The organism is Arthrobacter endolithicus (assembly GCF_026627425.1).
Taxonomy (GTDB): Bacteria; Actinomycetota; Actinomycetes; order Actinomycetales; family Micrococcaceae; genus Arthrobacter_M.
Genome location: NZ_JAPNLH010000001.1, coordinates 228346 through 250724 on the forward strand (window position 1 = coordinate 228346; position 22379 = coordinate 250724).

The 22379-nt window shown below is 63.8% G+C and carries 21 protein-coding genes; 10 read left to right on the forward strand and 11 right to left on the reverse strand.

What is annotated here, in order from left to right; genetic code table 11:
* Positions 1 to 72: 72 nt before the first annotated feature.
* Positions 73 to 2115 carry a TPM domain-containing protein gene (locus OS914_RS01120; RefSeq protein WP_267544214.1) on the reverse strand — a complete coding sequence of 681 codons (2043 nt, stop codon included), beginning with the start codon at positions 2113 to 2115 and terminating at the stop codon, positions 73 to 75.
* A 297-nt stretch (positions 2116 to 2412) separates the two neighbouring features.
* Between OS914_RS01120 and OS914_RS01125 the strand changes: the two genes are divergently transcribed.
* On the forward strand, positions 2413 to 4011 hold the full coding sequence (locus OS914_RS01125; RefSeq protein WP_267544215.1) for a S1C family serine protease: 1599 nt from the start codon (positions 2413 to 2415) through the stop codon (positions 4009 to 4011).
* A 116-nt stretch (positions 4012 to 4127) separates the two neighbouring features.
* Here OS914_RS01125 and OS914_RS01130 read toward each other — a convergent pair whose 3' ends face one another.
* On the reverse strand, positions 4128 to 4265 hold the full coding sequence (locus OS914_RS01130; RefSeq protein WP_267544216.1) for a hypothetical protein: 138 nt from the start codon (positions 4263 to 4265) through the stop codon (positions 4128 to 4130).
* A gap of 185 nt (positions 4266 to 4450) precedes the next feature.
* Here OS914_RS01130 and OS914_RS01135 point away from each other — a divergent pair, with 185 nt between their 5' ends.
* Positions 4451 to 5281 carry an electron transfer flavoprotein subunit beta/FixA family protein gene (locus OS914_RS01135; protein ID WP_267544350.1) on the forward strand — a complete coding sequence of 277 codons (831 nt, stop codon included), beginning with the start codon at positions 4451 to 4453 and terminating at the stop codon, positions 5279 to 5281.
* Positions 5282 to 5298: 17 nt separating this feature from the next.
* Positions 5299 to 6264 (forward strand): electron transfer flavoprotein subunit alpha/FixB family protein, encoded by a 966-nt coding sequence (locus OS914_RS01140; protein WP_267544217.1) that lies wholly within the window; start codon positions 5299 to 5301, stop codon positions 6262 to 6264.
* Between the two features lie 134 nt (positions 6265 to 6398).
* Here the strand turns inward: OS914_RS01140 and OS914_RS01145 are convergent, their stop codons facing one another.
* The 4 genes from OS914_RS01145 to OS914_RS01160 all read right to left on the reverse strand — a co-directional run bounded on the left by OS914_RS01145 (position 6399) and on the right by OS914_RS01160 (position 9380).
* The gene (locus OS914_RS01145; RefSeq protein ID WP_267544218.1) at positions 6399 to 7220 is read right to left on the reverse strand and encodes an anti-sigma factor; all 822 of its coding nucleotides are present in this window, start codon (positions 7218 to 7220) and stop codon (positions 6399 to 6401) included.
* 16 nt (positions 7221 to 7236) lie between these two features.
* On the reverse strand, positions 7237 to 7857 hold the full coding sequence (gene sigK, locus OS914_RS01150) for an ECF RNA polymerase sigma factor SigK (protein WP_267544219.1): 621 nt from the start codon (positions 7855 to 7857) through the stop codon (positions 7237 to 7239).
* Positions 7858 to 8084: 227 nt separating this feature from the next.
* Positions 8085 to 8885, reverse strand: a complete 801-nt coding sequence (locus tag OS914_RS01155) for a class I SAM-dependent methyltransferase (protein ID WP_267544220.1) — start codon at positions 8883 to 8885, stop codon at positions 8085 to 8087.
* Between the two features lie 27 nt (positions 8886 to 8912).
* Entirely contained in the window at positions 8913 to 9380 is a 468-nt protein-coding gene (locus OS914_RS01160) for a tRNA (cytidine(34)-2'-O)-methyltransferase (RefSeq protein WP_267544221.1), read from the reverse strand.
* 123 nt (positions 9381 to 9503) lie between these two features.
* Here OS914_RS01160 and OS914_RS01165 point away from each other — a divergent pair, with 123 nt between their 5' ends.
* Entirely contained in the window at positions 9504 to 10649 is a 1146-nt protein-coding gene (locus OS914_RS01165) for a baeRF3 domain-containing protein (RefSeq protein WP_267544222.1), read from the forward strand.
* A gap of 4 nt (positions 10650 to 10653) precedes the next feature.
* On the opposite strand, the gene OS914_RS01170 is transcribed toward OS914_RS01165, so the two are convergent.
* The 4 genes from OS914_RS01170 to OS914_RS01185 all read right to left on the reverse strand — a co-directional run bounded on the left by OS914_RS01170 (position 10654) and on the right by OS914_RS01185 (position 14778).
* Complete coding sequence (locus OS914_RS01170; protein ID WP_267544223.1) at positions 10654 to 11634, reverse strand: J domain-containing protein; 981 nt, start codon at positions 11632 to 11634, stop codon at positions 10654 to 10656.
* A 125-nt stretch (positions 11635 to 11759) separates the two neighbouring features.
* Positions 11760 to 12545: a pyrimidine reductase family protein gene (locus tag OS914_RS01175; RefSeq protein ID WP_267544224.1), complete on the reverse strand. Its 786-nt coding sequence runs from the start codon at positions 12543 to 12545 to the stop codon at positions 11760 to 11762.
* Positions 12542 to 13495, reverse strand: coding sequence for a dihydropteroate synthase (gene folP / locus OS914_RS01180; RefSeq protein WP_267544225.1), 954 nt, complete (start codon positions 13493 to 13495; stop codon positions 12542 to 12544). Before folP ends, OS914_RS01175 begins: the two co-directional genes overlap by 4 nt.
* Before the next feature lie 8 nt (positions 13496 to 13503).
* Positions 13504 to 14778, reverse strand: coding sequence for an NAD(P)/FAD-dependent oxidoreductase (locus tag OS914_RS01185; protein ID WP_267544226.1), 1275 nt, complete (start codon positions 14776 to 14778; stop codon positions 13504 to 13506).
* Positions 14779 to 15031: 253 nt separating this feature from the next.
* On the opposite strand from OS914_RS01185, the gene OS914_RS01190 reads away from it, so the two are divergent.
* The 4 genes from OS914_RS01190 (at position 15032) to mnmA (ending at position 18633) form a co-directional block, all read left to right on the forward strand.
* Positions 15032 to 15394: a hypothetical protein gene (locus tag OS914_RS01190; RefSeq protein WP_267544227.1), complete on the forward strand. Its 363-nt coding sequence runs from the start codon at positions 15032 to 15034 to the stop codon at positions 15392 to 15394.
* A complete protein-coding gene (locus OS914_RS01195; RefSeq protein ID WP_267544228.1) occupies positions 15364 to 16065 on the forward strand; it encodes a helix-turn-helix transcriptional regulator in 702 nt (233 codons plus the stop codon). The genes OS914_RS01190 and OS914_RS01195 overlap by 31 nt, the downstream gene beginning before the upstream one ends.
* A gap of 80 nt (positions 16066 to 16145) precedes the next feature.
* Positions 16146 to 17396: a cysteine desulfurase family protein gene (locus OS914_RS01200; protein ID WP_267544229.1), complete on the forward strand. Its 1251-nt coding sequence runs from the start codon at positions 16146 to 16148 to the stop codon at positions 17394 to 17396.
* A gap of 61 nt (positions 17397 to 17457) precedes the next feature.
* The gene (mnmA, locus tag OS914_RS01205) at positions 17458 to 18633 is read left to right on the forward strand and encodes a tRNA 2-thiouridine(34) synthase MnmA (RefSeq protein ID WP_267544230.1); all 1176 of its coding nucleotides are present in this window, start codon (positions 17458 to 17460) and stop codon (positions 18631 to 18633) included.
* A gap of 94 nt (positions 18634 to 18727) precedes the next feature.
* Here the strand turns inward: mnmA and OS914_RS01210 are convergent, their stop codons facing one another.
* Positions 18728 to 19267, reverse strand: a complete 540-nt coding sequence (locus OS914_RS01210; RefSeq protein ID WP_267544231.1) for a DUF488 domain-containing protein — start codon at positions 19265 to 19267, stop codon at positions 18728 to 18730.
* A gap of 224 nt (positions 19268 to 19491) precedes the next feature.
* On the opposite strand from OS914_RS01210, the gene OS914_RS01215 reads away from it, so the two are divergent.
* Complete coding sequence (locus OS914_RS01215) at positions 19492 to 21135, forward strand: ABC transporter substrate-binding protein (protein WP_267544232.1); 1644 nt, start codon at positions 19492 to 19494, stop codon at positions 21133 to 21135.
* Positions 21136 to 21286: 151 nt separating this feature from the next.
* Complete coding sequence (locus OS914_RS01220; RefSeq protein WP_267544233.1) at positions 21287 to 22378, forward strand: ABC transporter permease; 1092 nt, start codon at positions 21287 to 21289, stop codon at positions 22376 to 22378.
* The last annotated feature ends 1 nt before the right edge of the window (position 22379 follow it).

The window sequence follows — 22379 nt, forward strand, 5'->3', positions numbered from 1 at the left end:
TCTGAAGAACGAATTTTTCGAGCTGAAGCAAGCGTGTCAAAAAACCGCTGGGCCGGCTACCGGCAGCGCAGGCTAGAAATTGCCGCCGCTGCCACCGAAGCCGCCTCCTCCTCCGCCAAAGCCGCCCCCGCCGCCGCCGAAACCGCCAAAACCGCCGCCACCCCAGCTGCCGCCGCCACGCCCGCCACCGGAGAGCATGCCGCCTAGAATTCCGCCCAAAATAGCGCCGCCAAAGCCGCCGCCCATGCCACCGCCGGAGCCATAACCGCCGTAACCGCCCCCGCCAAAGCCGGAGACGTCAGACTGGGCGAGTTGGACGGCCTGCTGGGCCAGGGCGCTGGCCTGCTGAGCGTATGTCAATGCCGACACGGGATCGGTCCGCTGGATTGACAGAGCGTAGTCAAGGTTGCGTTGCGCTTCGGCGATGCGGGTCCTTGCCTCGGATCGAACTCCGCCGCGGCGCGCCGCAATGTAGTCCTGGGCGGAGGATATCTGTGCCTGCGCCGCCCGGATGGTCTGCGCCAGTGCTGCCAGTGCCCGGGTGGTCTGTTGCTGCTGATCCCGGATTCCAGCGAGCATTTCATCCAGGTCCGCATGGGCCTTCTCCAAGCGGGCAAGAATGTTGATTGGATCCGGCAGCCCTGCGGTGAGCTGCTTCTGGGCTTGGCCCAGTGCAGCGTCTGCGGCCGCGATCTGACTGGCGAACTGTGGGTTCGAGCCGGCGGAGATAAGGGCTCTAGCCTGAGCGAGGTCGGAGGCGGTGTCCGTCATGGATTCCTTCAGCGCCGCCATCGCCTGGTCCAGATCCCCAGATACCTTTCCCACGGCGTCGAGCAGGAGTTTGGCCTGATGCAGGCTTTCCTCGGCGGCCCGAACCGCGACGGCGGCGCCGCTGACATCCGAGGACGCGATTTTCTCCTGTGCGCTCTGCGACGCGGTCTGGACAAATTCGAGACGATCCTGGGCCTGTTCGACATTATCTGCGACGGTGCTCAGCGCTGATTCCGCGTACCGGTGCTGCAGGTCGGTCAAAGCGGCCCGGGCCTTGGCAACAGACAATTCGGTTTTTTTGCGGCCTTCCGCCACGGTCGCCAGAGCCTGCGGAGCGTTCTTTTCCAGTTCGCGCAGCGAATCAAATTCAGCTTTCTGCGCTTCCAAGGACGCGTTAACGGCTTCACAGCGCCGGATGATGTCCCCGTACCAGGCGCGCTGGTCCTCTATCGTGTCCGGAATGGCGTCGTCGAGCTGCTGCTGCAGTTTGAATGATTCCTGTAGATGCCCTTTCGCCTCAAGCAGGGCTTGCTGGAAAGGTTTGACCGCTTCATCTCCGTAGGCCGCCTGGGCGAAACCGATTTCCTGTTCGCTGGACTTTATCGCGTCGTCGGCTGCGATCAGCAAGGACCCGGCGCTTTGACGCAGCTCGGGAATACTAGTTCCCGCCATCGGATCCAGCTTTTCACCCTGGGGCCCGTAACCTGATTCGGTAGCGGCCTGGGCGGTCTTCCGGCGATTACGGCGGATGGCGAGCGCTGTGCCGGCACCACCGAGGACGACGACGCCGCCGATTCCGAGGGCGACGTAACCACCGGTGGGGTCGGGAACGGTGCCGCTGCCGCCGCCGGCGGCGTCCCCGAGTGCGGCCGCTGCGTTAATAGCGGCCTGCGCCCAGTTATGCTGGCTAAGTTGCGGCTTGATCGCCGTGCCGGTGATACTTTCACCCTGTTTGGCGGTCAGTGCGGTGTTCTTTCCGCCGAGGAACGCGAACTGACTATCCTGTGTGGCGACGGCGAGCAGAGCATCGTGGCTGCCCATGCTCTTGCTGTCGACCACCTGCTGGGCCCATGCCTGTGGAGCCATGGAATCGAAGGACTTCACATAAACGACGAACAGGGTATAACCGTGATCCTTACCCAGTTTCGTAATGGCATCGTTGACATCCCCGGCCCGGCTGCCGAGCACCCCTGCATCGTCGACCACGTGCTGACCGGCCGGAATGGTCACCGGCGGTTGGGCATAGGCGGCTGCGCGCGGAACCAGAAGTAACGCGCCAAGCAGCAGTGCAGCTAATCCCGCGGCGGCGAGAACGCGAGTGAAGAAACTGAAACCGGACCGCATCTGTATCCTTTCGAAGAGTACTTGCGAACCCGTCAGCCGTGGAGGGCAGAGGTGCAACCGTGGTGATTTCCTTTGATTCTATTGGGGGTACGACGAACACGTCCACACCGCAGCAGCGGGCCCTCGCCCTGCAATCACGTCAATTACACCCGCGCAGGGGTGGCGGACAAGACGCACCCGCACGCGGGATACTGGAGACGGACTCGCGCCAACGTTCACAGGAACCTTCCAGTGAACGTTCGCGAAGGATCCAGCTCCACGGCTCATAGTTGAACTACCGACGAGGAAGGAAGTCCAATGACCGAACACAATGGCGGCGAGTCCGGCTTTGGCAGCGATGCCGTCCATAATGACGCCCGCACGCCCGAGAACAACGCCCCGGTCCCGCCGGCGACGCCGCCTACCTACCCAGTAGGATCGCCGTCGTCCCCGCAATCGGGCCAGCCAGCGGCCGATCCCACCCAGCAGTACCCAACTCAGCAATACCCCACCCAGCAGCACCCCGCGGCGCCGTATCCCGTCCCGTACAACTCCGTCCCGTACAACTCCGGTCAGGACAACGCCGTTCCGGGAACTGGGCACCATGCAGAGTCCTCTTATGGCGCAACCCCGTATCCCTCGGGCCAGCCCCAAAGCAGTTCCGCGTTCTATGGCGCCGGCCATGCCCCCGTGCGGCGTCGGGAAAAGCGGAAAGTCGGCGCCGGAATTTTCGTTGCCGGGATGGTCGCAGCGGCATTGATCGGCGGCGGTACGGCCGCGGGAACCTCAGCCCTGTTGGGCAACCAGACCTCGGCGGTCTCCAGCAATCAGGCAGCTCCCAATGTCCCGCTGATCGTCAATAATTCGACTGACGTTAATGCGGTCACCGCTGCTGCCCAGAAGGCCTCGCCCAGTGTGGTGACCATCTCTGCCGTTTCGGGTAATTCCGGAGGCACCGGGTCGGGCATCATTTTGGATACGGCCGGCCATATTCTGACCAACACGCACGTTGTGACGTTAGACGGGGCTGTGGCCCATGCGACGCTGGAGGTCCGGACGAACGACGGCAAGGTCTATTCGGGCACGGTGGTGGGTACGGATCCGCTATCCGACCTGGCGGTCATCAAGATCGACGCGCCCGGGCTGGTCCCGGCCGCTCTGGGAGATTCGACCAAAATCAATGTCGGCGACACCGTCATTGCCATCGGCGCCCCCCTGGGCCTGAGCGGCACAGTCACGGACGGCATCGTCTCCACCCTCAACCGGACCATTCAGGTGGCATCGTCGGCTGTGCCGAAGTCACAGAGCGATTCGGGCAACGGGAACGGTAATGGCGGAAACGGCTTCAACTTCGCGCCGCCGGACGGCTCCAGCGGTTCCAACAAGGCCGCTACCGGGACGGTCAACCTTAATGTGATTCAGACCGATGCGGCCATCAATCCGGGGAACTCCGGCGGTGCGCTGACAAACACCAAGGGAGAGATCATTGGCGTTAACGTGGCAATCGCCTCCGCTGGCGCCTCCTCCGGTACGAGCACCCAGTCCGGCAACATCGGGGTCGGTTTCTCTATCCCGATCGATACGGCCAAGCGTATCTCCCAGGAAATTATTGCCAATGGCACGGCCACTCACGGCCAGTTGGGCGTCTCGGTCAAGGGCAGCGCGGCCGGTAATTCCAATACCGGCACCTTCTCCAACGGTGCCGTTGTTGGCTCGGTGGTCCCCGGTTCCGCTGCGGATAAGGCGGGCCTAAAGACCGGTGACATCATCACCAACTTCGGCAGCCGCACCATCGACGATGCTTCGGCTCTGACCGCAGCGGTTCGTGAGCAGGCCGCCGGGGCGACGGTCAAGGCGACGTTCCTGCGCGACGGTAAGCAGCAGTCCGTGGACGTGACCTTGGACGCGGCGAGCTAGCGGGCGGTACAGCGACGGCCTTCAGGACGATGGCCAGGACGACACCAGAATAGGGGGCCGGATCCGCAGCAGCGGATCCGGCCCCTCACGCGTGAGCGTCCCCGGTTCGATCCGGCTTAATCTTCACTCAGCATCTTGCGCAGCGACCTTTGCGCAGCGACGGTGCCGGTGCTGACCAGCACTTCACCGGCCCAGCCCGCTGCACGGACGCTGCCGCCGTCGCGCATGACACGGCAGGTCAGGATGGCCGGCACAGATGGCTTCCCCGAACCCTGGCATCGCTGCCGGCGACGGGATGGCCGGCGGCGAAGCGCTCCCTGTGGGCGGCGGCAGCCGTCCATGGCAGAGGGAAAATACCGGCCATCGGCCTGAACGCACTAAGCTCGGGGAGGAATCTATAACACCGGCAGGATGAAGGGCAGCAGTGGAAACTTCGGCACTGAACATAGTAGTCCTCGTCAAACATGTACCAGATGCTCAGCTGAATCGGCAATTGAGTGCCCAGGACTATACCGTCGTCCGCACGGACAGTATCCTCTCGGAACTGGATGAATACGCCCTCGAAGCGGCACTGACCCTAGTGGAGGAACGTGGCGGAGCGGCGGGAGGCAACAACATCACCGCGCTGACGATGGGGCCGCCAGCGGCAGTGGCCGCGGTCAAGAAAGCACTGCAGATCGGCGCCTTCGAGGGGGTTCACCTCAGCGACGAGGCTCTGGCCGGATCCGATGCCGCGGCCACGTCCCTTGCGCTCGCGGCATTGGTACGCCATCTGTCAACGGCGGAGCACCCGGTGGATCTGATCATTACGGGGATGGCTTCCACGGATGGGGAAAGCTCGCTGGTCCCCGCCCAGCTCGCCGCACGGCTGGAACTGCCGCAGCTGACCTTCGCCGCGTCGCTGGAGATCCTATCCGAGGGCGCGGAGGCCGACGGCGGTGCGCGGAAGGCCGTGATCCGCCGGGACGGCGATACGGAGGCCGAGATGATAGCGGCTGCGCTGCCCGCGGTTGTTTCCGTGACGGATCAGATCAATTCGCCCCGTTACCCGAACTTCAAAGGCATTATGGCCGCGAAGAAGAAGACGGTGACCACGTTGAGCCTGGCCGACATCGGTGTGGACCCGGCGCACGTTGGCAGCGCCGGATCGTGGACCGCCATCGATTCCGCGCAGGCCCGGCCGGCGCGGACCGCAGGGACCATCATCACGGACGAAGGAAACGCCGGCGTACTGCTGGTTGACTTCCTTGCCGCCCAGAAACTGCTCTAAGCCGGAAGGACCAGAATATGTCTGCAGTTCTCGTTTTTGTTGACCAGCACGGTGCTGCCGCTGATGCCGGGCTTTCCAGGCGCACGCAGGAGCTGCTGACGCTGGCCCGGGCGGCGGGGGAGCCGGTTGCGGCCCTTGCAGGACCGCTCTCACCGGCTGCCCACGCCTGCCTCGGTGCTTATGGCGTTGGGCGGATCTATCAGAGCGAACAGAGCGAATTGTTCGACTATCTCGCAGCGCCGAAGGCAGATTTCCTGGCGCAAGTGGCAGGGGAACTGCAACCTGCCGCGGTGTTGCTGGAGAACAGCGCCGAGGGCAAGGAAATAGCGGCCCGACTTGGCATCGCGCTGTCCGCCGGAGTGATCTGCGATGCCGTGGGGTTGGACGCAGGTCTGCACGCGCAAAAATCCGTACTGGCGGGTTCCTACACCGTCACGTGCCGGGCGACGACGGCGATTTCCATCATCACGGTAAAGTCCAACAGCGTCCATGCCGAAGCGGCGGTAACCCCCGCGGAACCCGTGGTGGAAGCCGTGAGTGTGAGCTTCGGTGCGGCGAGCCTGGCGGCGAAGATCATTGACCGCAGCGCCACGCCCGCCAGCGGACGTCCGGAGCTGGGCGACGCGCGGATCGTCGTGGCCGGTGGGCGTGGCGTGGAAGGAAACTTTGGTCCGGTGGAGGAGCTGGCGGACGCACTCGGCGCCGCCGTGGGGGCGTCCCGCGCTGCTACGGATGCAGGCTGGATCGAGCACTCCGCGCAGGTGGGACAGACGGGCAAAACGGTCTCTCCGCAGCTGTACATTTCAGCGGGGATATCCGGAGCCATCCAGCAGAAGGCCGGCATGCAGACGTCCAAGGTCATTGTCGCGGTGAACCGCGATGCGGAATCTCCGATTTTTGAGATCGCGGATTTCGGTATCATCGGTGACCTGTTCACCGTGCTGCCGCAGGCCACCGAGGAAATTAAACGTCGTAGAGGCTGAGGCGGGGCTTCATGGCCGGGCAACGAACCAAAGGCGACCGGGAAGTCACCAGGTGCCGCTAACAGGACGTTTCAGCGGCACCGGGTGACAATTCCATTCGGACCCGCGCAGAGTCCAGCGGCCGAGCCGAAAACCTAAGCGCTCAGCGGCAACGCGGCCAAGGGAGGCAGCGTCGGCTGTGCTGATCCACCGTCCGGTTCAACCGTGACCGCGAAGGCCGATGCGTCGTCGACCCCCTTGATGGTGGCGGGCTTGGACAGGGCCGCTGCGTCCATGGTTCCCTGCGAGATCGGTGCCGAGCCGTCCTTGGGGAGCAACCACATCTGATAGACCTTGCCCGCAGGCGGGGCCGAGACGCCATTCATCGTGACAACGGCGCCGTCCTTCGATCCGGAAATGGCAAGTTTGGCGCTGCCGCCTCCCGGGAAGTCAAGTGTTTTGGTCTTCACATCAGCGGCGTTCAGGATCTGGTGGCCGGGGTCCTGATTGGTGATGATATTTGCGCCGACGCCGATGCCGCCAACTATGAGGGCGGCAGCGGCAGCGGCCCCGATCAGCCAGCGGCGGCCCGTCGACAGTCCGCCGCGAGCCGCTTTGCGCTCGCGCCGGACCGATAACTCATCGGTAGGACCTGCTTCTACTGCAGCCACCGATTCGGCAGCCACTGCGCCGGGAGTCCGTGACACCTGGGGAAGCTGTGCCAGGATATTCTCCAACAGGGAGGCCGGCGGATCGGCTTCCTCCAAGGCGAACGCACTCACCAGGGTTTCCCGCGTCTGCCGAACCCGCTGGTCGAAGCTCGCCCGCTGCTCCGCAGGGCCGGTCGAAACGAATTCGTCAATTTCGTTGCGCTCGGCGTCGGTCAGGGCGTCGATGGCGTAGATTTCTGCTAGTTCCAATAGCCTGCCCTGGGCCAGATCAATGGCAATGACTTCCGCGAACTGATTGCTCGGCATATCTTTCGTGTTCACCTCAACTCACCCCCAGACAGTTCTTCAAGCGTAATAATCCGTCCCGGATACGGGACTTGATGGTCGGTACGGCGGCGCCTAGTTTCTCCGCGACCTCCCGATACGTCAGGCCGCCGTAGTAGGCCAGATTCACCGATTCCTGTTGCGTCGGCGTGAGCGTAGCCAGGCACTTGACCACCGCTTCGGCGTCGAGCCGCTCGCTGACCGTGTCGACAACGTCGTCGTGCTCAATCACCTGACTCGTCGCGCCGTAGCGGGCCTCCCGGTCCGTCGCGCTCTGCGTTGAACGCACCTTGTCGACGGCGCGGCGATGCGCGATTGTCATCAGCCAGCCCAGCGGACTACCGGCCGCCGGATCATATTTCGCCGCGGATTGCCAAAGCTGAAGGTATACCTCCTGTGTGGTGTCCTCGGCCAGGTTGGGATCGACCAATACCCGCCGGGCCATGCCGTACACGCGCTTGGCCGTCAGCTGGTAAAGCTGGGAAAACGCGCTCTGGTCGCCGGCGGCCGTGAGGGAGATCAGCCGGACAAGGTTGTCCCGCTCGGAATCACCGGACTCGCCGGATGCATGCAGCTGCCGGGAAGGCTCTGGCAGTCGTGCGATCTGTGGGGTATCCATTAAGCCCAAGCATAACGGTTTCGCGTACCTGAACGTTGGATGACCGGCAGTGCTGCGTTCCCTGTGTCCGCACAGTGCGGGCAGTGCCGGTGCTGCGGGCCATTGAAGGTCAGCTGACATCTGCTCGCCTCTATTCCGCTGTAGGCCGGTTACCCGGGTTTGTGGTTCCACTAGCTATTCGGAACCGGGGCGGGAACGGATGGGTGCGGCGGCTGGACTAAAGCTCTCTACCGGCGGTAGCCCATGCCCACGAGCGAGTCAGAATTCATTTCCACCTGCGGCCCTACGGACCGGATAAAAAGTTTCCGCACCCGTTCTATGGCTTCCGGGTCCCTCGGCAGGTAGGTCCGCCAGCCACTGCCCATCACCAGGGTCCAGGCCATTTCGTCATCCACCGTCAGGGACAGCTTGCGCTCGGTCACCGTGACATCCGCGAGGCCGCGGTCCTGCAGCCATATTGTCAAAGCGGCTGCGGACGAGACCTTGTTCATGTTTCGGTTGGGTCGCGGAATCACCCCGGCCAGGCGTGGACGTTCGGTGACGGCGGCGTCTAGGATTCGTCCTGCGAAGGGTTCCAGCGCCCCGGCAAGCCAAGTGCTGGTGACGAATCTGCCGCCGGGGCGAAGCATGGACGCCAGGTGTTCCACGCCGGCTTCCATATCGGAGAAGAAGAACATGCTGTAGGAACACAGCACGGCGTCGAAGGTCCGGTGCCCACGCCATTGCGTGACGTCCGCTTCGGTGAGCGTGGTGTTCAGCAGCTTCGCTGCACCCACCCGTGCTGCGGCGAGGCGCAGCAGTCCGGTGGAAAGGTCGACGGCGTCAACGCTGCCGTCCGGGCCGACGGCCGCGGCAGCGGGAAGCGTCGCGGCACCGGTACCGCAACAGGCGTCCAAGACCCGCTCGCCCGGCTGCAGGGCGGCGGCATCCGCGAGGGCACGCCCCACTGGGTCCCACAGCTGGTCGGACCACATCTGAAACTGCAGGGCGCCGTCGGTGAAAGCCAGGCCAGGGTCACGTGCGGACATGAGTACCTTTCGAAAATGGGACGGGATTCAGAGCCGGGCGCCGGCAAAATCGTGCTGTCGCCATGCCTCATAAACGGCGATGGACGCCGAATTGGCCAGGTTCAGCGACCGCAGGCTGGGCAACATGGGCAACCTGACCCTGGCCGTGACGTGGGTGTCGTGTTTGATGTCTTCGGGCAGCCCGACGGATTCCGGGCCGAACATCAGCACGTCGCCTTTGCGGTACTGGATCTGCGTGTAGGAGCGCTCGCCGTCGGAGGTAAAAGCGAACACGCGTTCTGGTGCCAGCGCCTGCCAGGCGTCCTGCAGGGTTTTGTGCACATGGAGAACAGCGAGGTCATGGTAATCGAGACCTGCCCGGCGGAGTTTTGAATCTTCGAGATCGAACCCCAGCGGTTCCACCAGATGCAGCTCGGTGCCGGTAATAGCGGCAAGCCTAATCGCGTTGCCGGTGTTGCCGGGAATTTCGGGAGTATAAAAAAGAATGCGGAACACTCCTCCATCTTAGGCGCCAAGGACTCTGCCATTGACTATGTACTTGCCGGTGCTACGTCGCTAGGGTCGAAAGCATGGGACGAAGTGAGTTGCGTCTCATGCAGGAACGATGCGGAGGACACCATGGATCATTTGACCAAAAGCCAGCTCGAGGAGCTCGCAGCGCAGGAAACGAGCGGCATTCACGTGTCGCTTTTCATGCCCACGCACCGGTCCGGCAGCGGTACGGAAGCGGACCTGCTGGCGTGGAAGAATCTGCTCGCCGGCGTGGCCGCGGCGCTGTCAGACAAGGGCCTGCGTAAATCTGAGATAGACGAACTACTTGCGCCGGCGTGGGCGCTGCACGAGGACGGCAGAGCCTGGCAGTACATGAGCGACGGGCTGGCGGTCTTTCTGCGGTCCGGCTGGCACCGGGAATTCCGCGTCCCCATCGGCCTGCCCGACCTGGCCACCATGGGGGACCATTTTGTCATCAGCCCGCTGCTGCCGGTGATTTCCGGTGACGGCGGCTTCCTGTTGCTGACCATCAGCCAACGGCAGGTCCGGTTACTGGAAGGAACCCGGGACCGGGTGACGAATATGGACATCGGCGAAATTCCCGTGAGCCTGCGTGATGATTCTACGCCGCGTGAACCACGTTCGGACACGATGAACCGCTCGCTTTCCGGCGGACCTTCCGGCGCGGCCGTGTTCTTCGGACACGGTGGACCGGACGATGATTTCAAAACCGATGAGGTCCGGCGTTTCCTGCAACAGGTAGGAAAGGGACTGCATGACATTCTCGCCGACCTGGATCTGCCCATGGTCGTCGTCGGGCTGGACAAAATGCTGGGCATCTATCGAGAAGTGCGGACCTACCCGCATGTCGTCGGTACGGTCCGGCAAAATCCTGATCAGCTCTCCGATGAAAAACTCCACGCAGCCGCTTGGCCCGTCATGGCGGAGCATCTCAGTACGGTCAAGCGGCGCGCCATTGAAGGGCTTGCCCAGCTCCAAGGCACCGGCCGTGCCTCGACGGACGCGGAGGAGATCGGTGCGGCTGCGGCGACGGGACGAGTGGAAACTCTCTTCGTGGATCCGCAGTGTTGGGGACGAGCGGGGGCTGACGGCCCCGCCATCATCGAGCTCGGGCAAGCTGCTGACTACCTCTCGTGCGAGCAGTTGGACCTCGCCGCCGTCGGCACGCTGGCCGGCGGCGGACGGGTTCATACGTGTCAGGATGCCGACCTTCCGGGCGGCAGCCCAATCGCTGCGGTTTTCCGTTACTGACCTTCTAGTACATACCGCCGAGTAGGCGGCTGAGCACGGACAGATCCACCACATTCGGCGCCGGGCCGGCAGCAAGAAAGTGCCTGACTTCGCGGATCAGCCGCGACCCATTGACGGCGTTGACCAGGGTGGAACCGTCCGGCTCGGCGCCCGGGGCGTAATCGATCACCGGCTGGTACAGGTTGCCCTCGGGGCTGTGGACGCAGATCCAGCCCGTGACATTGCAGTCGGGAAAGACTTGCTGCATGGTCCGCACGGCGGGGAGCATCCGGGGTGGTTCGATCACCTTGCCGCCGTGCAGCAGCGAGCTGCCGTTGAAGCGGTACGCGCCCTCCGGCAGCAGCATTGAGCCGATCAGCACCATCCGGTAACCGGAGAGCAGGACATGGTCGACATAGCCGTTGTCCGCCGGGGAGAGAAGCCCGTTGACGAGCCGTGCCGCTGGGATCTGCGGCAGAATCTGTGCCATCACGAGCTGAATGGTTCTGGCCTCCCGCGCCAGCCGTGCCTGCGCACCGAACACCCCGCGCTTTCGCGGCGCTTCGTGGACCTGCTGGGCCGCCCGGGGGAGCGGCAGCAGCGGCGTAGTTCCCGCCGCTAAATCGGTGAAGGCGGGAACATAGACCGCAGGATCGCTGGCGTTAACCTTCGGCGCCCGCTGTGCGTGGCCCATAGCGAAGGAGGTTGCTGACGGGGGCCCGGCGGCGCGGGTAGCGGAAGCTCCGGCGCCTGCCGGTGAAGAAGGCTGATACCAGCCTGGCCGGCGCTGTGAACCAACCCCGTACGAACGGTCATAGGCGGCGCGGCGTTGCGGATTGATCAAAGTCTCATACGCGGCCGTGACCAGCAGGAACGCGGCCGGATCCCCACCATGATCCGGGTGCGCGAGCCGCGCAGCTTTGCGGTAGGCGGACTTGATATCGCGTTCCGTTGCCGTGGCCGCAATGCCCAGCACCTGATAGTGCGTGAGGAGGTTCTCGCTCACCCATGGCCCTTCCCGTGTCTTTGCCTTTTTTGCAGTCTGCGCCGCACGTTGCCGCTGGCGTTGCGGGTATCCCGATGATTGTACCGATTCCAGCTCCGACGATCCCGGTGGGAAGGCCCGGCCCGTCAGTGGCGCGGATGGCGCAGGTAGCGCAGGAACAACATTTCCTCGCTGTGCAGCACATGCGCCAACCACATACCCGTGGGGGCAGCCGGGGGGTTGTCACCGGAAAGGGTCGCGCTGATTCGCGGTTCCTGGCCACCGACGAGCAATGGGGAAAGGGTCAAGCACAGCTCGTCCACGCGCCCGGCTTCCTGGAACGAGCCGAACAGGTGCGGGCCGCCTTCACAGTGAATGTGGTTCAGGCCCCGGGTCGTCAGCTCCGCAAGGATGGCGTTGATGTCGAGTACTTGCGTCCCTGCGCTGATTACATCAGCGACTCTTTCAAGGGCTTTCCGCTGCCGGGCCGGGGCCGTGGCGGTGGTGAAAATCAGTGGCCGAACGGGCGCCTGGGTGAAAAAGTCGCTGGCCGGGTCAAGACGCAGCGAGCCGGACACAATCGCCACCGGCGGATGGGCGGCCGAGCCGTGCCCCACCCGCCAGCGCTGTGCCTCACCGTCCAGCAGCTCACCGGCGTAGCCCTCGGCCCGCACGGTCGCAGCGCCGAGCAGTATTACATCAGCGTGTCGGCGCAGCAGTTTGAAAATACGCTGGTCGGCGGGACTGCCCAGGCCCCCTGATCGTCCATCGACGGTGGCCGCTCCGTCCAGGCTGGCAATAAAATTGAAACTGACGCGAGGTTCGTCGGGAGCGGACCCGCCCGCGTTCGGCGCGGCGTACCACTGCAGCAACTGCTCATCCGTGGCGGCGCCGGCTGGATCGGGGAAAATCCGGCTGATCGGCGGGTTCATCGGGATGCCGGCTCATTGTGCTCGCCCATATTATGCAAAAGGTAGGCCGGCGGCCGCCAGCCCAGCACTGACTCGGTGAATCTGACGGCAGAGCAGGCCGCGGCCACATCGTGCATCCGCACCACCCGGGCCCCGCCCAGTATGCAGATCACGGCGGCGGCCAGCGAGCCCTCCGTGCGGTCCGCTTTCGCCTGGTTGAGCGTCTCGCCGATGAAGTCTTTATTCGACACGGCGGCAAGAGTGGGGAAGCCGATTCCGGCGATCTCATGGAAGCGCCGGGTAATTTCCAGCGAATGCAGGGTGTTTTTGTTCAGATCATGGCCCGGGTCAAGAAGGATCTTGTCCGCGCTAATGCCCAGTTCCACGGCATAGTCCGCCTTCCGGCGAAGGAAATCAGCCACCTCGGCCACCACATCGGCATACGCCGGGCGCGGAAATACCGTCCGTGGTCGGGCAAGGCTATGGGTAATCACCAAATGGGCGCCGCTGGCGGCGACTACGGCCGCCAACTCTGGATTTTGCAGTCCCGTGGTGTCATTGATCACATGGGCTCCGGCGGCGATACTCAGCTCTGCCACCTCGGGCAAAAACGTATCGACGGAGATGATCACGTCGCTGCGGGCCGCGACCGCCTCGATGACCGGGACCACCCGTTCGGCTTCCTCCTCGGCGCTCAGGGCCGGACCTGGGGCGAACGGAACGCCACCGATATCCAGCCAGTCCGCGCCGTCCTCGACGGCCTGCTGGGCGGCGGCTACCGCAGCCTGCAGCGCAAACGTCCGGCCGCTGTCGTAAAACGAGTCCGGTGTGCGGTTGATGATCGCCATAATGGCCACTCGCCGGCTGAAATCAAAGGTCCGGCCGCCGAAATCGTGGATCGCGTACAGCAGCGGCGGTTGATAAATGGACTGCCTTGGCAGTGGCTGTGCTGTCCCGGAAAGAACGGTCATACCTTCCATCAAAGAGTATCCAGCTCAGTTTTCGGGTCAGCCAGCCGCAGCGTGTCCACCGGACGCCCGCTGCCGATCAGCTCCTTGATGGCATCCTGGACCTCCCAGACATTGACGTTCATTCCCGCGACCACCCTGCCGTCGAGGACCCAAAAGGCAATGAACTCATGATTTTCCAAACTGCCCCGGATCACCAGCTGCGCCGACTTCGCCAGGGCGGCGTAGCCGGAGTATTCCATTCCGAGGTCAAACTGGTCCGTGTAGAAGTACGGGATATCTGCCAGCGCCGCTTTCTGGCCCAGCATGGAGCGGGCTGCGGTCTGGCCGCCGGCTATGGCGTTGGCCCAGTGCTCGCTTCGGGCGTATTCACCGGTCACTGGATGCATGGCATTGGCAACATCGCCGGCCGCGAAGACGTCCGCGGCGCTCGTGCGCAAACCGGAATCCGTACGGATGCCGTTGGTGATAGTCAGGCCGGCGGTTTCGGCCAAGGCGGTGTTCGGGAGGACACCGACCGCGATCACTACCAGATCCGCCGGCAAGTTTTCCCCGGCACTGGTCACCACGCCCGTGACCCTGCCGTCGTGGTTGCCCTTAATTGCAGCAGCGGAGGCCGGCACGCGAAATTGCACGCCGGCCTGCTCATGCCGCGCCATAAAGACCCGGCCCAGCTCGGCCCCGATGACATTGCTCAAGGGGACCGCTTCAAGCCCCAGTAGTGTCACGTCGTTGCCCAGCGATCGTGCAGATGCGGCAATTTCCATCCCAATCCAGCCGGAACCAATCAATACCAACCGGCGCCCACCGCCGGCCAGCTCGCTGCGCAGCGCCACGGCGTCCGCGCGCGTGCGGAAATACTGCACGCCCGCCAGGTCCGAACCCGGCAGGGACAGCTGGCGTGCAGCCGCTCCCGTGGCCAGTAAAAGCTTCGCGTAGGTGAGCACTCGTCCACTGGTCAGGGTCACGGTGTGTGCCGTTGGATCAAAGGACAGGGCGGCGTCGGAGATGATCAGCTCCACGCGGTGCTCCTCGTACCAGGTGTTCGGATAGACCGGCAGGGAGTCGGCAGTTTCGGTGCCGGCGAGGAAGCCCTTGGACAGTGGCGGGCGCAGGTACGGGATCTCATCCTCGCCACCAATCAGGATCACGGGACCGGCAAATCCTTCGGTACGCAGGGTGGCCGCTGCCATGGCTCCGGCAAGCCCGGCTCCAATAATGACCATGGCGTTGTTTTCCGGCCCGTCGTCCGGAACCGGGGAACGGGGGGTGGCTGGTGCGGACATGGTGTGCTCATTTCGGTCGGTTGCGGGGACGACGGGTTGTTCGGTGCGCGGGGACGGGGGAACCGGCAGCTGGGGGAGGTACGGAATCAGCCGGGGAACTGGTCCCGAAGCGGTCCCGGCACATCGAGGTCACCGTAGAAGGTAGCGGTGCGAGTTGTGGTTCCGCTGCTCTGGACTCACCGCAGGGACATGCACAGGCGCTCTTCCTCCAGGACAACACCGGCACTACGGCGACACCGCGGAAAGGGAGCAAATGGTGTTCGTCGCGTCCCAACACGCGCAGAAATTCGGCGATGGCGCGCTCGGCCGCCGGCAGATCGATGACGTTGCTAAGGTCGGCCCGCCCGCCATCACCGGTGAGAAATTCTGGATCCAGCGCGCGGTGGCCTTCGACCGGTGCGGTGGGTGCTTGTCTTTGCGTCAGCACTTTTGTGGTGCCCTTCTAGCCCTGGCAGCCGCCGTGGTTGTCCCGCGCCGCCTGCGGATTCCGCAAAATATGGCCCTTGCTGCACTTCTAAATCTTGTATTTCTGACTTTAGAAGTGCACACTCGATATGTCAAGGATGTCAGCGCAAAAAGGAAGCCATGCAGGAACCGAATCAGGAAGCACGGCTAATGGCCGTCGCGGCGCTGGGAGATCCCGTCCGGCGCACCCTTTACGAGCTGTTGCGGCGCAGTCCCGGATCGATGAGTCGGGACGAACTGGCCGGATCCGCCGGGATCCCGCGCAGCACTGCCGCTGTCCAGCTGGAGCGTCTCGTGGCCAGTGGACTGCTGAGCACCGAGAATCGGAAACTGAGCGGCCGCAGCGGGCCCGGGTCCGGGCGCCCGGCGAGGCTGTACCGCACCGTCCTCCCCGAAGTTGCGGTTTCCGTACCCGAACGGGCCTACGATCTCGCCGCCCGGCTGATGGCCGCCGCCATTGAGAAATCCAGCGCCGACGGAACACCTGTCCGCGACACGTTGGAGCAGGTGGCCTTCGAGGCCGGCAACGAGCTTGGATCCGCGGCCGGGAGAATCGACGGGATGCTGGCGCAGACCGGGTACTCACCGGAACCCGATGGGCAGGGCGGGTACATACTCGGTAACTGCCCCTTTCACCGGCTGGCCCACCGGCACCGGGACGTTGTCTGCGGGCTGAGCGCGGCCCTTCTCGCCGGTGCCTTGAGCGGCTGCGCCGACGAACTCCATCAGGTGTCATCCGATCCGGACGGCCCTTACTGCTGCGCCCGGATTGCCCGTAGTCCGACATTGCTCGGACCGGCGGCGCTGGAGCCGAAGTTGTAACTGCTGCCCGCACGGCGTGCGGACCGGACGCAAATCCAGGGCGAATGGGCCGCGGCGAAACGGCGCGGTAGAATTGTCCGATGCCCGTGTACCTCGACCATGCGGCAACTACGCCTATTTCAGGGCCCGCGTTGGCCGCACTGACCAGTGAGCTCAGCCGTAGCGGCAACCCCTCGTCGCTGCACGGCTCCGGCAGGCGTGCCCGCGCCGTGGTGGAGCAGGCCCGGGAAACTCTCGCCGCCGCCGCCGGTGCCCATCCCTCGGAAGTCATCTTCACCTCCGGCGGCACGGAGGCGGACAATCTGGCGGTCAAGGGACTCTTCTGGGCGCGCCGGGCGGCGGATCCACGGCGGAACCGGATTTTGGTCTCGACGGTGGAACACGCCGCCGTGCAGGATACCGTGACCTGGCTGGAACAGCATGAGGGCGCAGACGTGCGCTGGCTGCCGGTAGATGAGTCCGGCACAGTTCGGTTGGACGTGCTCAAGGCGGAGCTCGACGGCGGTGCGGACTCCGTGGCGCTGGTTTCCGTGATGTGGGCCAACAATGAGGTGGGCACTATCCAGCCGGTGGCAGATATCGTGGCGCTCGCCGCCCGGCACGGGATCCCCGTCCACTCGGACGCGGTGCAGGCCTTCGGCTCCGTCCCGGTCGGCTTTGACTCCTCCGGACTGGCGGCGATGTCCGTCAGCGGGCACAAAATCGGCGGCCCCGTCGGGGTAGGGGCCCTGCTGCTGGGCCGGGCGGTGACCTTGGTGCCGGTCCAGCACGGCGGCGGCCAGGAGCGTGAGGTGAGGTCCGGCACTTTGGACACCGCGTCGATCGCCGCGTTCGCGGCGGCCGCCCAGGACGTCGTCGGGCAGTTGGCTGCGGAACGTGCCAGGATCGCTGGCCTGCGCGATGCGCTGATCACCGGAGTGCGCTCGGCGGTCCCGGCTGCCGTGCTCCGCGGCGTGGACCCGGCCAGTGGGCCTGATCGTCGGCTGCCCGGTAATGCGCATTTCACCTTTCCGGGCTGCGAAGGAGATTCGCTGCTGTTTCTGTTGGACATGGCGGGCATCGAAACCTCTACCGGCTCGGCCTGTACGGCGGGCGTACCCCGTCCCTCGCACGTTCTGCTGGCCATGGGGCTAACGGAAGAGGTGGCACGGGGGGCCCAGCGCTTTAGCCTGGGGCATACATCCGGGACTGCGGACGTTGAGAAATTCGTGACCGCTCTGCCGGATGCCTATGCGCGGGCAAAGCAGGCCGGCATGGCCTCGCATGTTTCCAGCATTCAAACCGCCAGTACCGCACACGCCGGCAGCGCACACGCCGGCGATAAGCCTTAGGGCACCGCCGCGCCCATCGCGGCCCAACCCCAACGTACAAGCACAGTAGGAGAGGTAAGAAATGCGAGTTTTAGCCGCCATGAGCGGGGGAGTGGACTCGGCCGTAGCAGCCGCGCGGGCCGTGGACGCCGGGCATGACGTCGTCGGCGTTCACCTGGCGCTGTCCCGGATGCCGGGGACGCTGCGGACCGGCAGCCGCGGCTGCTGCACCGTCGAAGATTCCAACGATGCCTGGCGGGCCTGCGACAAACTCGGTATTCCCTACTACGTCTGGGATTTCTCCGAGCGCTTCAAAGAAGACGTCGTGCAGGATTTCATTGACGAATACGCCGCCGGCCGCACGCCGAACCCCTGCATGCGCTGTAATGAGCGGATTAAGTTCGCGGCGCTGCTGGAAAAGGCCGTTGCGCTCGGTTTTGACGCCGTCTGCACCGGGCATTACGCCAAGGTGGTCGACGACGGCAACGGCAATATGGAACTGCACCGTGCGGCCGACTGGGCCAAGGACCAAAGTTACGTGTTGGGTGTGCTGACGCACGAGCAGCTCAGGCATTCGATGTTCCCGCTGGCGGACACCCCGTCCAAGGCAGAGGTCCGCGCCGAGGCCGAGCGCCGCGGCCTGTCGGTGGCCAAAAAACCGGACAGCCATGACATCTGCTTCATACCCGACGGCGACACTTCCGGTTGGCTGGCGGAAAAGATTCAGATGACAACTGGGGACATCGTCGACGAGTCCGGTGCCAAGGTTGGGGAGCATCCGGGAGCCAATGCGTTCACCGTCGGTCAGCGCCGCGGGCTTAAACTGGGGACTCCGGCAGCGGACGGCAAGCCGCGCTTCGTGCTGGAGATCCGGCCCAAGGAGAACAAGGTGGTGGTGGGGCCGCAGGCGCTGCTGGCGATCGATGAGATCCGCGGCATCAAGCTGTCCTGGGCCGGTGAGCCGATCCCGCAGGCTCTTCCGGGCGTTCCGGTGGGCAGCGAGGGGGAACCTGCGGTGTCGGAAACCTTCGATTGCTACGCACAGGTCCGTGCGCACGGGGACCCCGTGCCGGCGCGGGCACGGGTCGAGATGACGGACGACGGCGGCGGCGGCCTTCGGTCGGAGCTGCTGGTCACGTTGATCGAGCCGCTCCGTGGGGTGTCGCCGGGTCAGACAGTGGTGCTCTACCAAGGTACCCGCGTGCTTGGACAGGCAACGATCGATGCCGCCCGTTCGCTGGCCCGCCCGGCACTCTGACACGAACGACGCCTGATTGCCGCTCCAATGGACGGGTGCCGTGGAAATTTCCACGGCACCCGTCCATTTCCACGGCACGCGCGGAGCTCCAGCGCTACTCGTCCGGAGCCTCTTCGGGCGGATAGGTGACACTGGTCCCCGATGTCTTAGCGAAGGGCGTCAGCATATGGGGCTTGGCGGACTTTTCGGTCATGATGTCCAGCACCTGAACGCCACGGACCAGCAGTGCATCGCCAATCAATGACCGGTGGCAGCGCCACGGCACCGCTTCCGCACACATGATCGCCGTCGGCGTCGTTTCCGCAATCGCCATGAGTTCCTCCATACCGGCGGCGAATTCCTGCGTTTGCATGTAATCCGCGTAGCCCCGGAACGAGGCGTTACGCCAGGCGCCGTTAATTCCCGTAGCGCTGTCTTTTTTCGTGTGCCGCAGCCCGCCAAGGGCTGCCAGCCTGCGGTAGGCGATTCCGTGCCCGGGCAGGGATGTGGCCAATGCATCGGTCATGAACTGTGGATTGTGCCTGGATTTGGGAACGGTACGGACATCGACAACGGCTACAACATGGTGGGCGGTCAGCAGGGAGACAAATTCCTCCAGCGGATGGGTCGAATGGCCAATGGTGAAGATCTGCAATCTTGTGATGGGTTCCTCCAGCCCTGGGGGGGTTGTTCTGCGATCCTATCGTCTGTATTCCTGACGGCTCTCCGGGGCCCGTGCGGTAACCATCTGATTGCAACTTTTGTTGTTGTGCGAAAAACTTTGCCCTGATCTGGTAGAAACAAGGGATAACGAATGTGCCCCCGCTCACAATGATGTGTCCGCGGGTGCGATCGCACTTCCGACAAGAAAGATCCCAGATGGCTAAGAAAAAGACAGGCCTGCGCTACCTCGTGGCCTTCGCCGGTGTCTCGGCATTGGCACTGACAGCGTGCACCGGGCCTACCGGCGGTTCAACCAGCAGCAACAGCGCCGGCTCTTCCGGTGCTCCCATCACCTTTGGCACGACCGACAAGGTGACGTTCCTGGATCCCGCAGGATCCTATGACAACGGCTCTTTTATGGTGATGAACCAGATTTATCCGTTCGTCCTCAATTCCAAGCCCGGCAGCGCCGACCCGGAGCCTGACTTGGCTGAGTCGGCGTCCTTCACCACGCCCACCGCCTACACCGTGAAGCTTAAATCCGGTCTCAAGTGGGCCAACGGCGACACCCTGGATTCCACCGACGTGAAGTTCAGTTTTGACCGTCAGCTGAAGATCAACGATGCCAGCGGTCCCGCGTCACTGCTGGGGAATCTGGCCACGGTGGATGCGCCGGACGCCACCACCGTGGTCTTCAATCTCAAGAAGGGCAATGACCAAACCTTCGCACAGGTCCTCAGCAGCCCTGCCGGCCCCATCGTGGACCATAAGGTATTCCCGGCGGACAAGGTGATGAACGATGAGGACATCATCGCGGCCAAGGCGTTTGCCGGCCAGTACACCATTGAGTCCTACAAGAAGAACGAGCTGATCAGCTTCAAGTCCTACCCTGACTACAAGGGCCTGCTCGGCAAACCAAAGACGGACAACGTCAACGTCAAGTACTACGCGGACTCCAATAACCTCAAGCTCGACGTGCAGCAGGGCAACGTCGACGTTGCCTCCCGCAGCCTGACGGCCACGGACATTGAAAATCTTAAAAGCTCCAACAAGGTCAACGTGGATGTCGGCCCCGGCGGCGAGCTGCGCTACATAGTCTTCAACTTCAACACCATGCCGTTCGGCGCCACCACGCCGCAGGCCGACCCGGCCAAGTCGCTGGCGGTGCGGCAGGCCGTAGCGGATTCCGTCGATCGTCAGGCCATTGCGGACCAGGTCTACAAGGGCACCTACCTCCCGGTCTACTCCTACGTCCCGCAGGGCTTTGCCGGCGCCATTGAGCCGCTGAAGGACATGTACGGGGACGGGACCGGCAAGCCCAGCGCGGACAAGGCCAAAAATGCCCTGGCCGATGCCGGTGTCAGTACGCCGGTGACGCTGAATCTGCAGTACAACCCCGATCACTACGGCACCTCCTCCGGAGATGAGTACGCCGCGGTCAAGGACCAGCTCGAAAAGACCGGCCTCTTCAAGGTGAACCTGCAGTCCACCGAGTGGGTCACCTACAGCAAGGACCGGGTCAAGGATGCTTACCCGCTTTACCAGCTGGGCTGGTTCCCGGACTACTCGGATGCGGATAACTACCTGACCCCGTTCTTCGGCGGAGATGCCTCCAGCTTCCTGAAGAACCATTATTCGAATCCAACGGTGACCAACCTTATTTCCGAGCAGGTCACCACAGTGGACAAGGCCGCACGGCAGAAGATGATCGAGCAGATCCAAACGGATGTTGCCAAGGATCTGTCCACCCTGCCGCTCCTGCAGGGCGCCCAGGTGGCGGTTTCCGGCAAGGACGTCAAGGGAGTGAAGGATACTCTCGACGCCTCCTTTAAGTTCCGCTTGGGAGTATTGTCCAAGTAGTCCCTGGACGCAGCTCAACCCTGAATTACATAACGGACTGCTGATTGGGGAGGCGGGGCGTCTACCGGCGCCCCGCCTCCTTGCGCCGGAACCGGCTGGCCCACGAAGCCGTCCGTCGCGGGCCAGCGGAGACAAGAGAACTTAGGTAGTTATGACAACGTTGATTGACGCACCACCGCAGGAAGCCGACGGGCTTCTTCCCACCAAAAAATCCAGATCCGGCGGCGGACTTGGCAAGTACTTGGTTGTCCGATTTTTCCTGATCTTTCCGACGATATTTATCCTGATCACTCTGGTCTTCTTCCTGATGAGGATCACCGGAGACCCGATTACGGCCGCCTTGGGCGGACGCCTGCCACCGGATGCGCTGCAGGCCCGGATCCATGCGGCGGGATACGACAGGCCCATTTGGGTGCAGTATTTCGAGTATCTGGGGCAGATCGCCACCGGGAACTTCGGCCGCACCATCTCGGACAACCTCAAGGTCACCGACATGCTCGCCACCTACGGTACGGCGACCTTGGAACTGGCCATCAATTCCCTCGTTGTGGCACTGATCATCGGTATCCCGTTGGGAATGGTGGCAGCGAAATACCGGGACAAATGGCCGGACGCCGTGCTGCGTATCTTTGCGATCCTCTCCTACGCAACCCCGGTTTTCTTTGCCGGCCTGCTGCTGAAGCTGGTCTTCGCCGTCGGGCTGGGCTGGCTGCCGGTGGCCGGGCGGGCGAAATCGGGAAACGAGATCGCGCTTACATCGCTGGCCAATCCCACCGGAATCTACTGGCTGGATGCCATCCGCAGCGGCAATATGGGCGCCCTCGGTGATGTGATGGCACACGCCGTGCTGCCTGCCATCGCACTCGGCCTGCTGACCGGCGGCGTATTCCTGCGGTTGGTCCGGACCAACGTGATCGGTACGTTGAGCAAAGACTACGTCGAAGCGGGCAGGTCCCGCGGGATCCGCGAATTCCGGCTGGTGACCAAGCACGCCTATAAGCCCGCACTGATTCCCATTATCACCGTGATGGGCCTGCAGATCGCCTTGCTGCTCGGCGGTGCGGTGCTGACCGAGACGACCTTTGAGTGGAAGGGCCTGGGCTTTCAACTGGCCCAGTACCTCACCGCGCGCGACTTCGTGGCGGTCCAGGGCATTGTGGTGCTGCTGGCCGTGATTGTTGCGCTCACCAACTTCATCGTGGACGTTATCGCTGCGTTGATCGACCCGCGAGTGAGGTACTGAC

What these genes read in the sequence shown, in the direction of transcription:
- OS914_RS01120 (WP_267544214.1), bottom strand. Translation starts at nt 2,115, where the DNA reads ATGCGGTCCGGTTTCAGTTTCTTCACTCGCGTTCTCGCCGCCGCGGGA.
- OS914_RS01125 (WP_267544215.1), top strand. Translation starts at nt 2,413, where the DNA reads ATGACCGAACACAATGGCGGCGAGTCCGGCTTTGGCAGCGATGCCGTC.
- OS914_RS01140 (WP_267544217.1), top strand. Translation starts at nt 5,299, where the DNA reads ATGTCTGCAGTTCTCGTTTTTGTTGACCAGCACGGTGCTGCCGCTGAT.
- OS914_RS01145 (WP_267544218.1), bottom strand. Translation starts at nt 7,220, where the DNA reads ATGCCGAGCAATCAGTTCGCGGAAGTCATTGCCATTGATCTGGCCCAG.
- sigK (WP_267544219.1), bottom strand. Translation starts at nt 7,857, where the DNA reads ATGGATACCCCACAGATCGCACGACTGCCAGAGCCTTCCCGGCAGCTG.
- OS914_RS01155 (WP_267544220.1), bottom strand. Translation starts at nt 8,885, where the DNA reads ATGTCCGCACGTGACCCTGGCCTGGCTTTCACCGACGGCGCCCTGCAG.
- OS914_RS01165 (WP_267544222.1), top strand. Translation starts at nt 9,504, where the DNA reads ATGGATCATTTGACCAAAAGCCAGCTCGAGGAGCTCGCAGCGCAGGAA.
- OS914_RS01175 (WP_267544224.1), bottom strand. Translation starts at nt 12,545, where the DNA reads ATGAACCCGCCGATCAGCCGGATTTTCCCCGATCCAGCCGGCGCCGCC.
- folP (WP_267544225.1), bottom strand. Translation starts at nt 13,495, where the DNA reads ATGACCGTTCTTTCCGGGACAGCACAGCCACTGCCAAGGCAGTCCATT.
- OS914_RS01185 (WP_267544226.1), bottom strand. Translation starts at nt 14,778, where the DNA reads ATGTCCGCACCAGCCACCCCCCGTTCCCCGGTTCCGGACGACGGGCCG.
- OS914_RS01190 (WP_267544227.1), top strand. Translation starts at nt 15,032, where the DNA reads ATGGTGTTCGTCGCGTCCCAACACGCGCAGAAATTCGGCGATGGCGCG.
- OS914_RS01195 (WP_267544228.1), top strand. Translation starts at nt 15,364, where the DNA reads ATGCAGGAACCGAATCAGGAAGCACGGCTAATGGCCGTCGCGGCGCTG.
- OS914_RS01200 (WP_267544229.1), top strand. Translation starts at nt 16,146, where the DNA reads ATGCCCGTGTACCTCGACCATGCGGCAACTACGCCTATTTCAGGGCCC.
- mnmA (WP_267544230.1), top strand. Translation starts at nt 17,458, where the DNA reads ATGCGAGTTTTAGCCGCCATGAGCGGGGGAGTGGACTCGGCCGTAGCA.
- OS914_RS01215 (WP_267544232.1), top strand. Translation starts at nt 19,492, where the DNA reads ATGGCTAAGAAAAAGACAGGCCTGCGCTACCTCGTGGCCTTCGCCGGT.
- OS914_RS01220 (WP_267544233.1), top strand. Translation starts at nt 21,287, where the DNA reads ATGACAACGTTGATTGACGCACCACCGCAGGAAGCCGACGGGCTTCTT.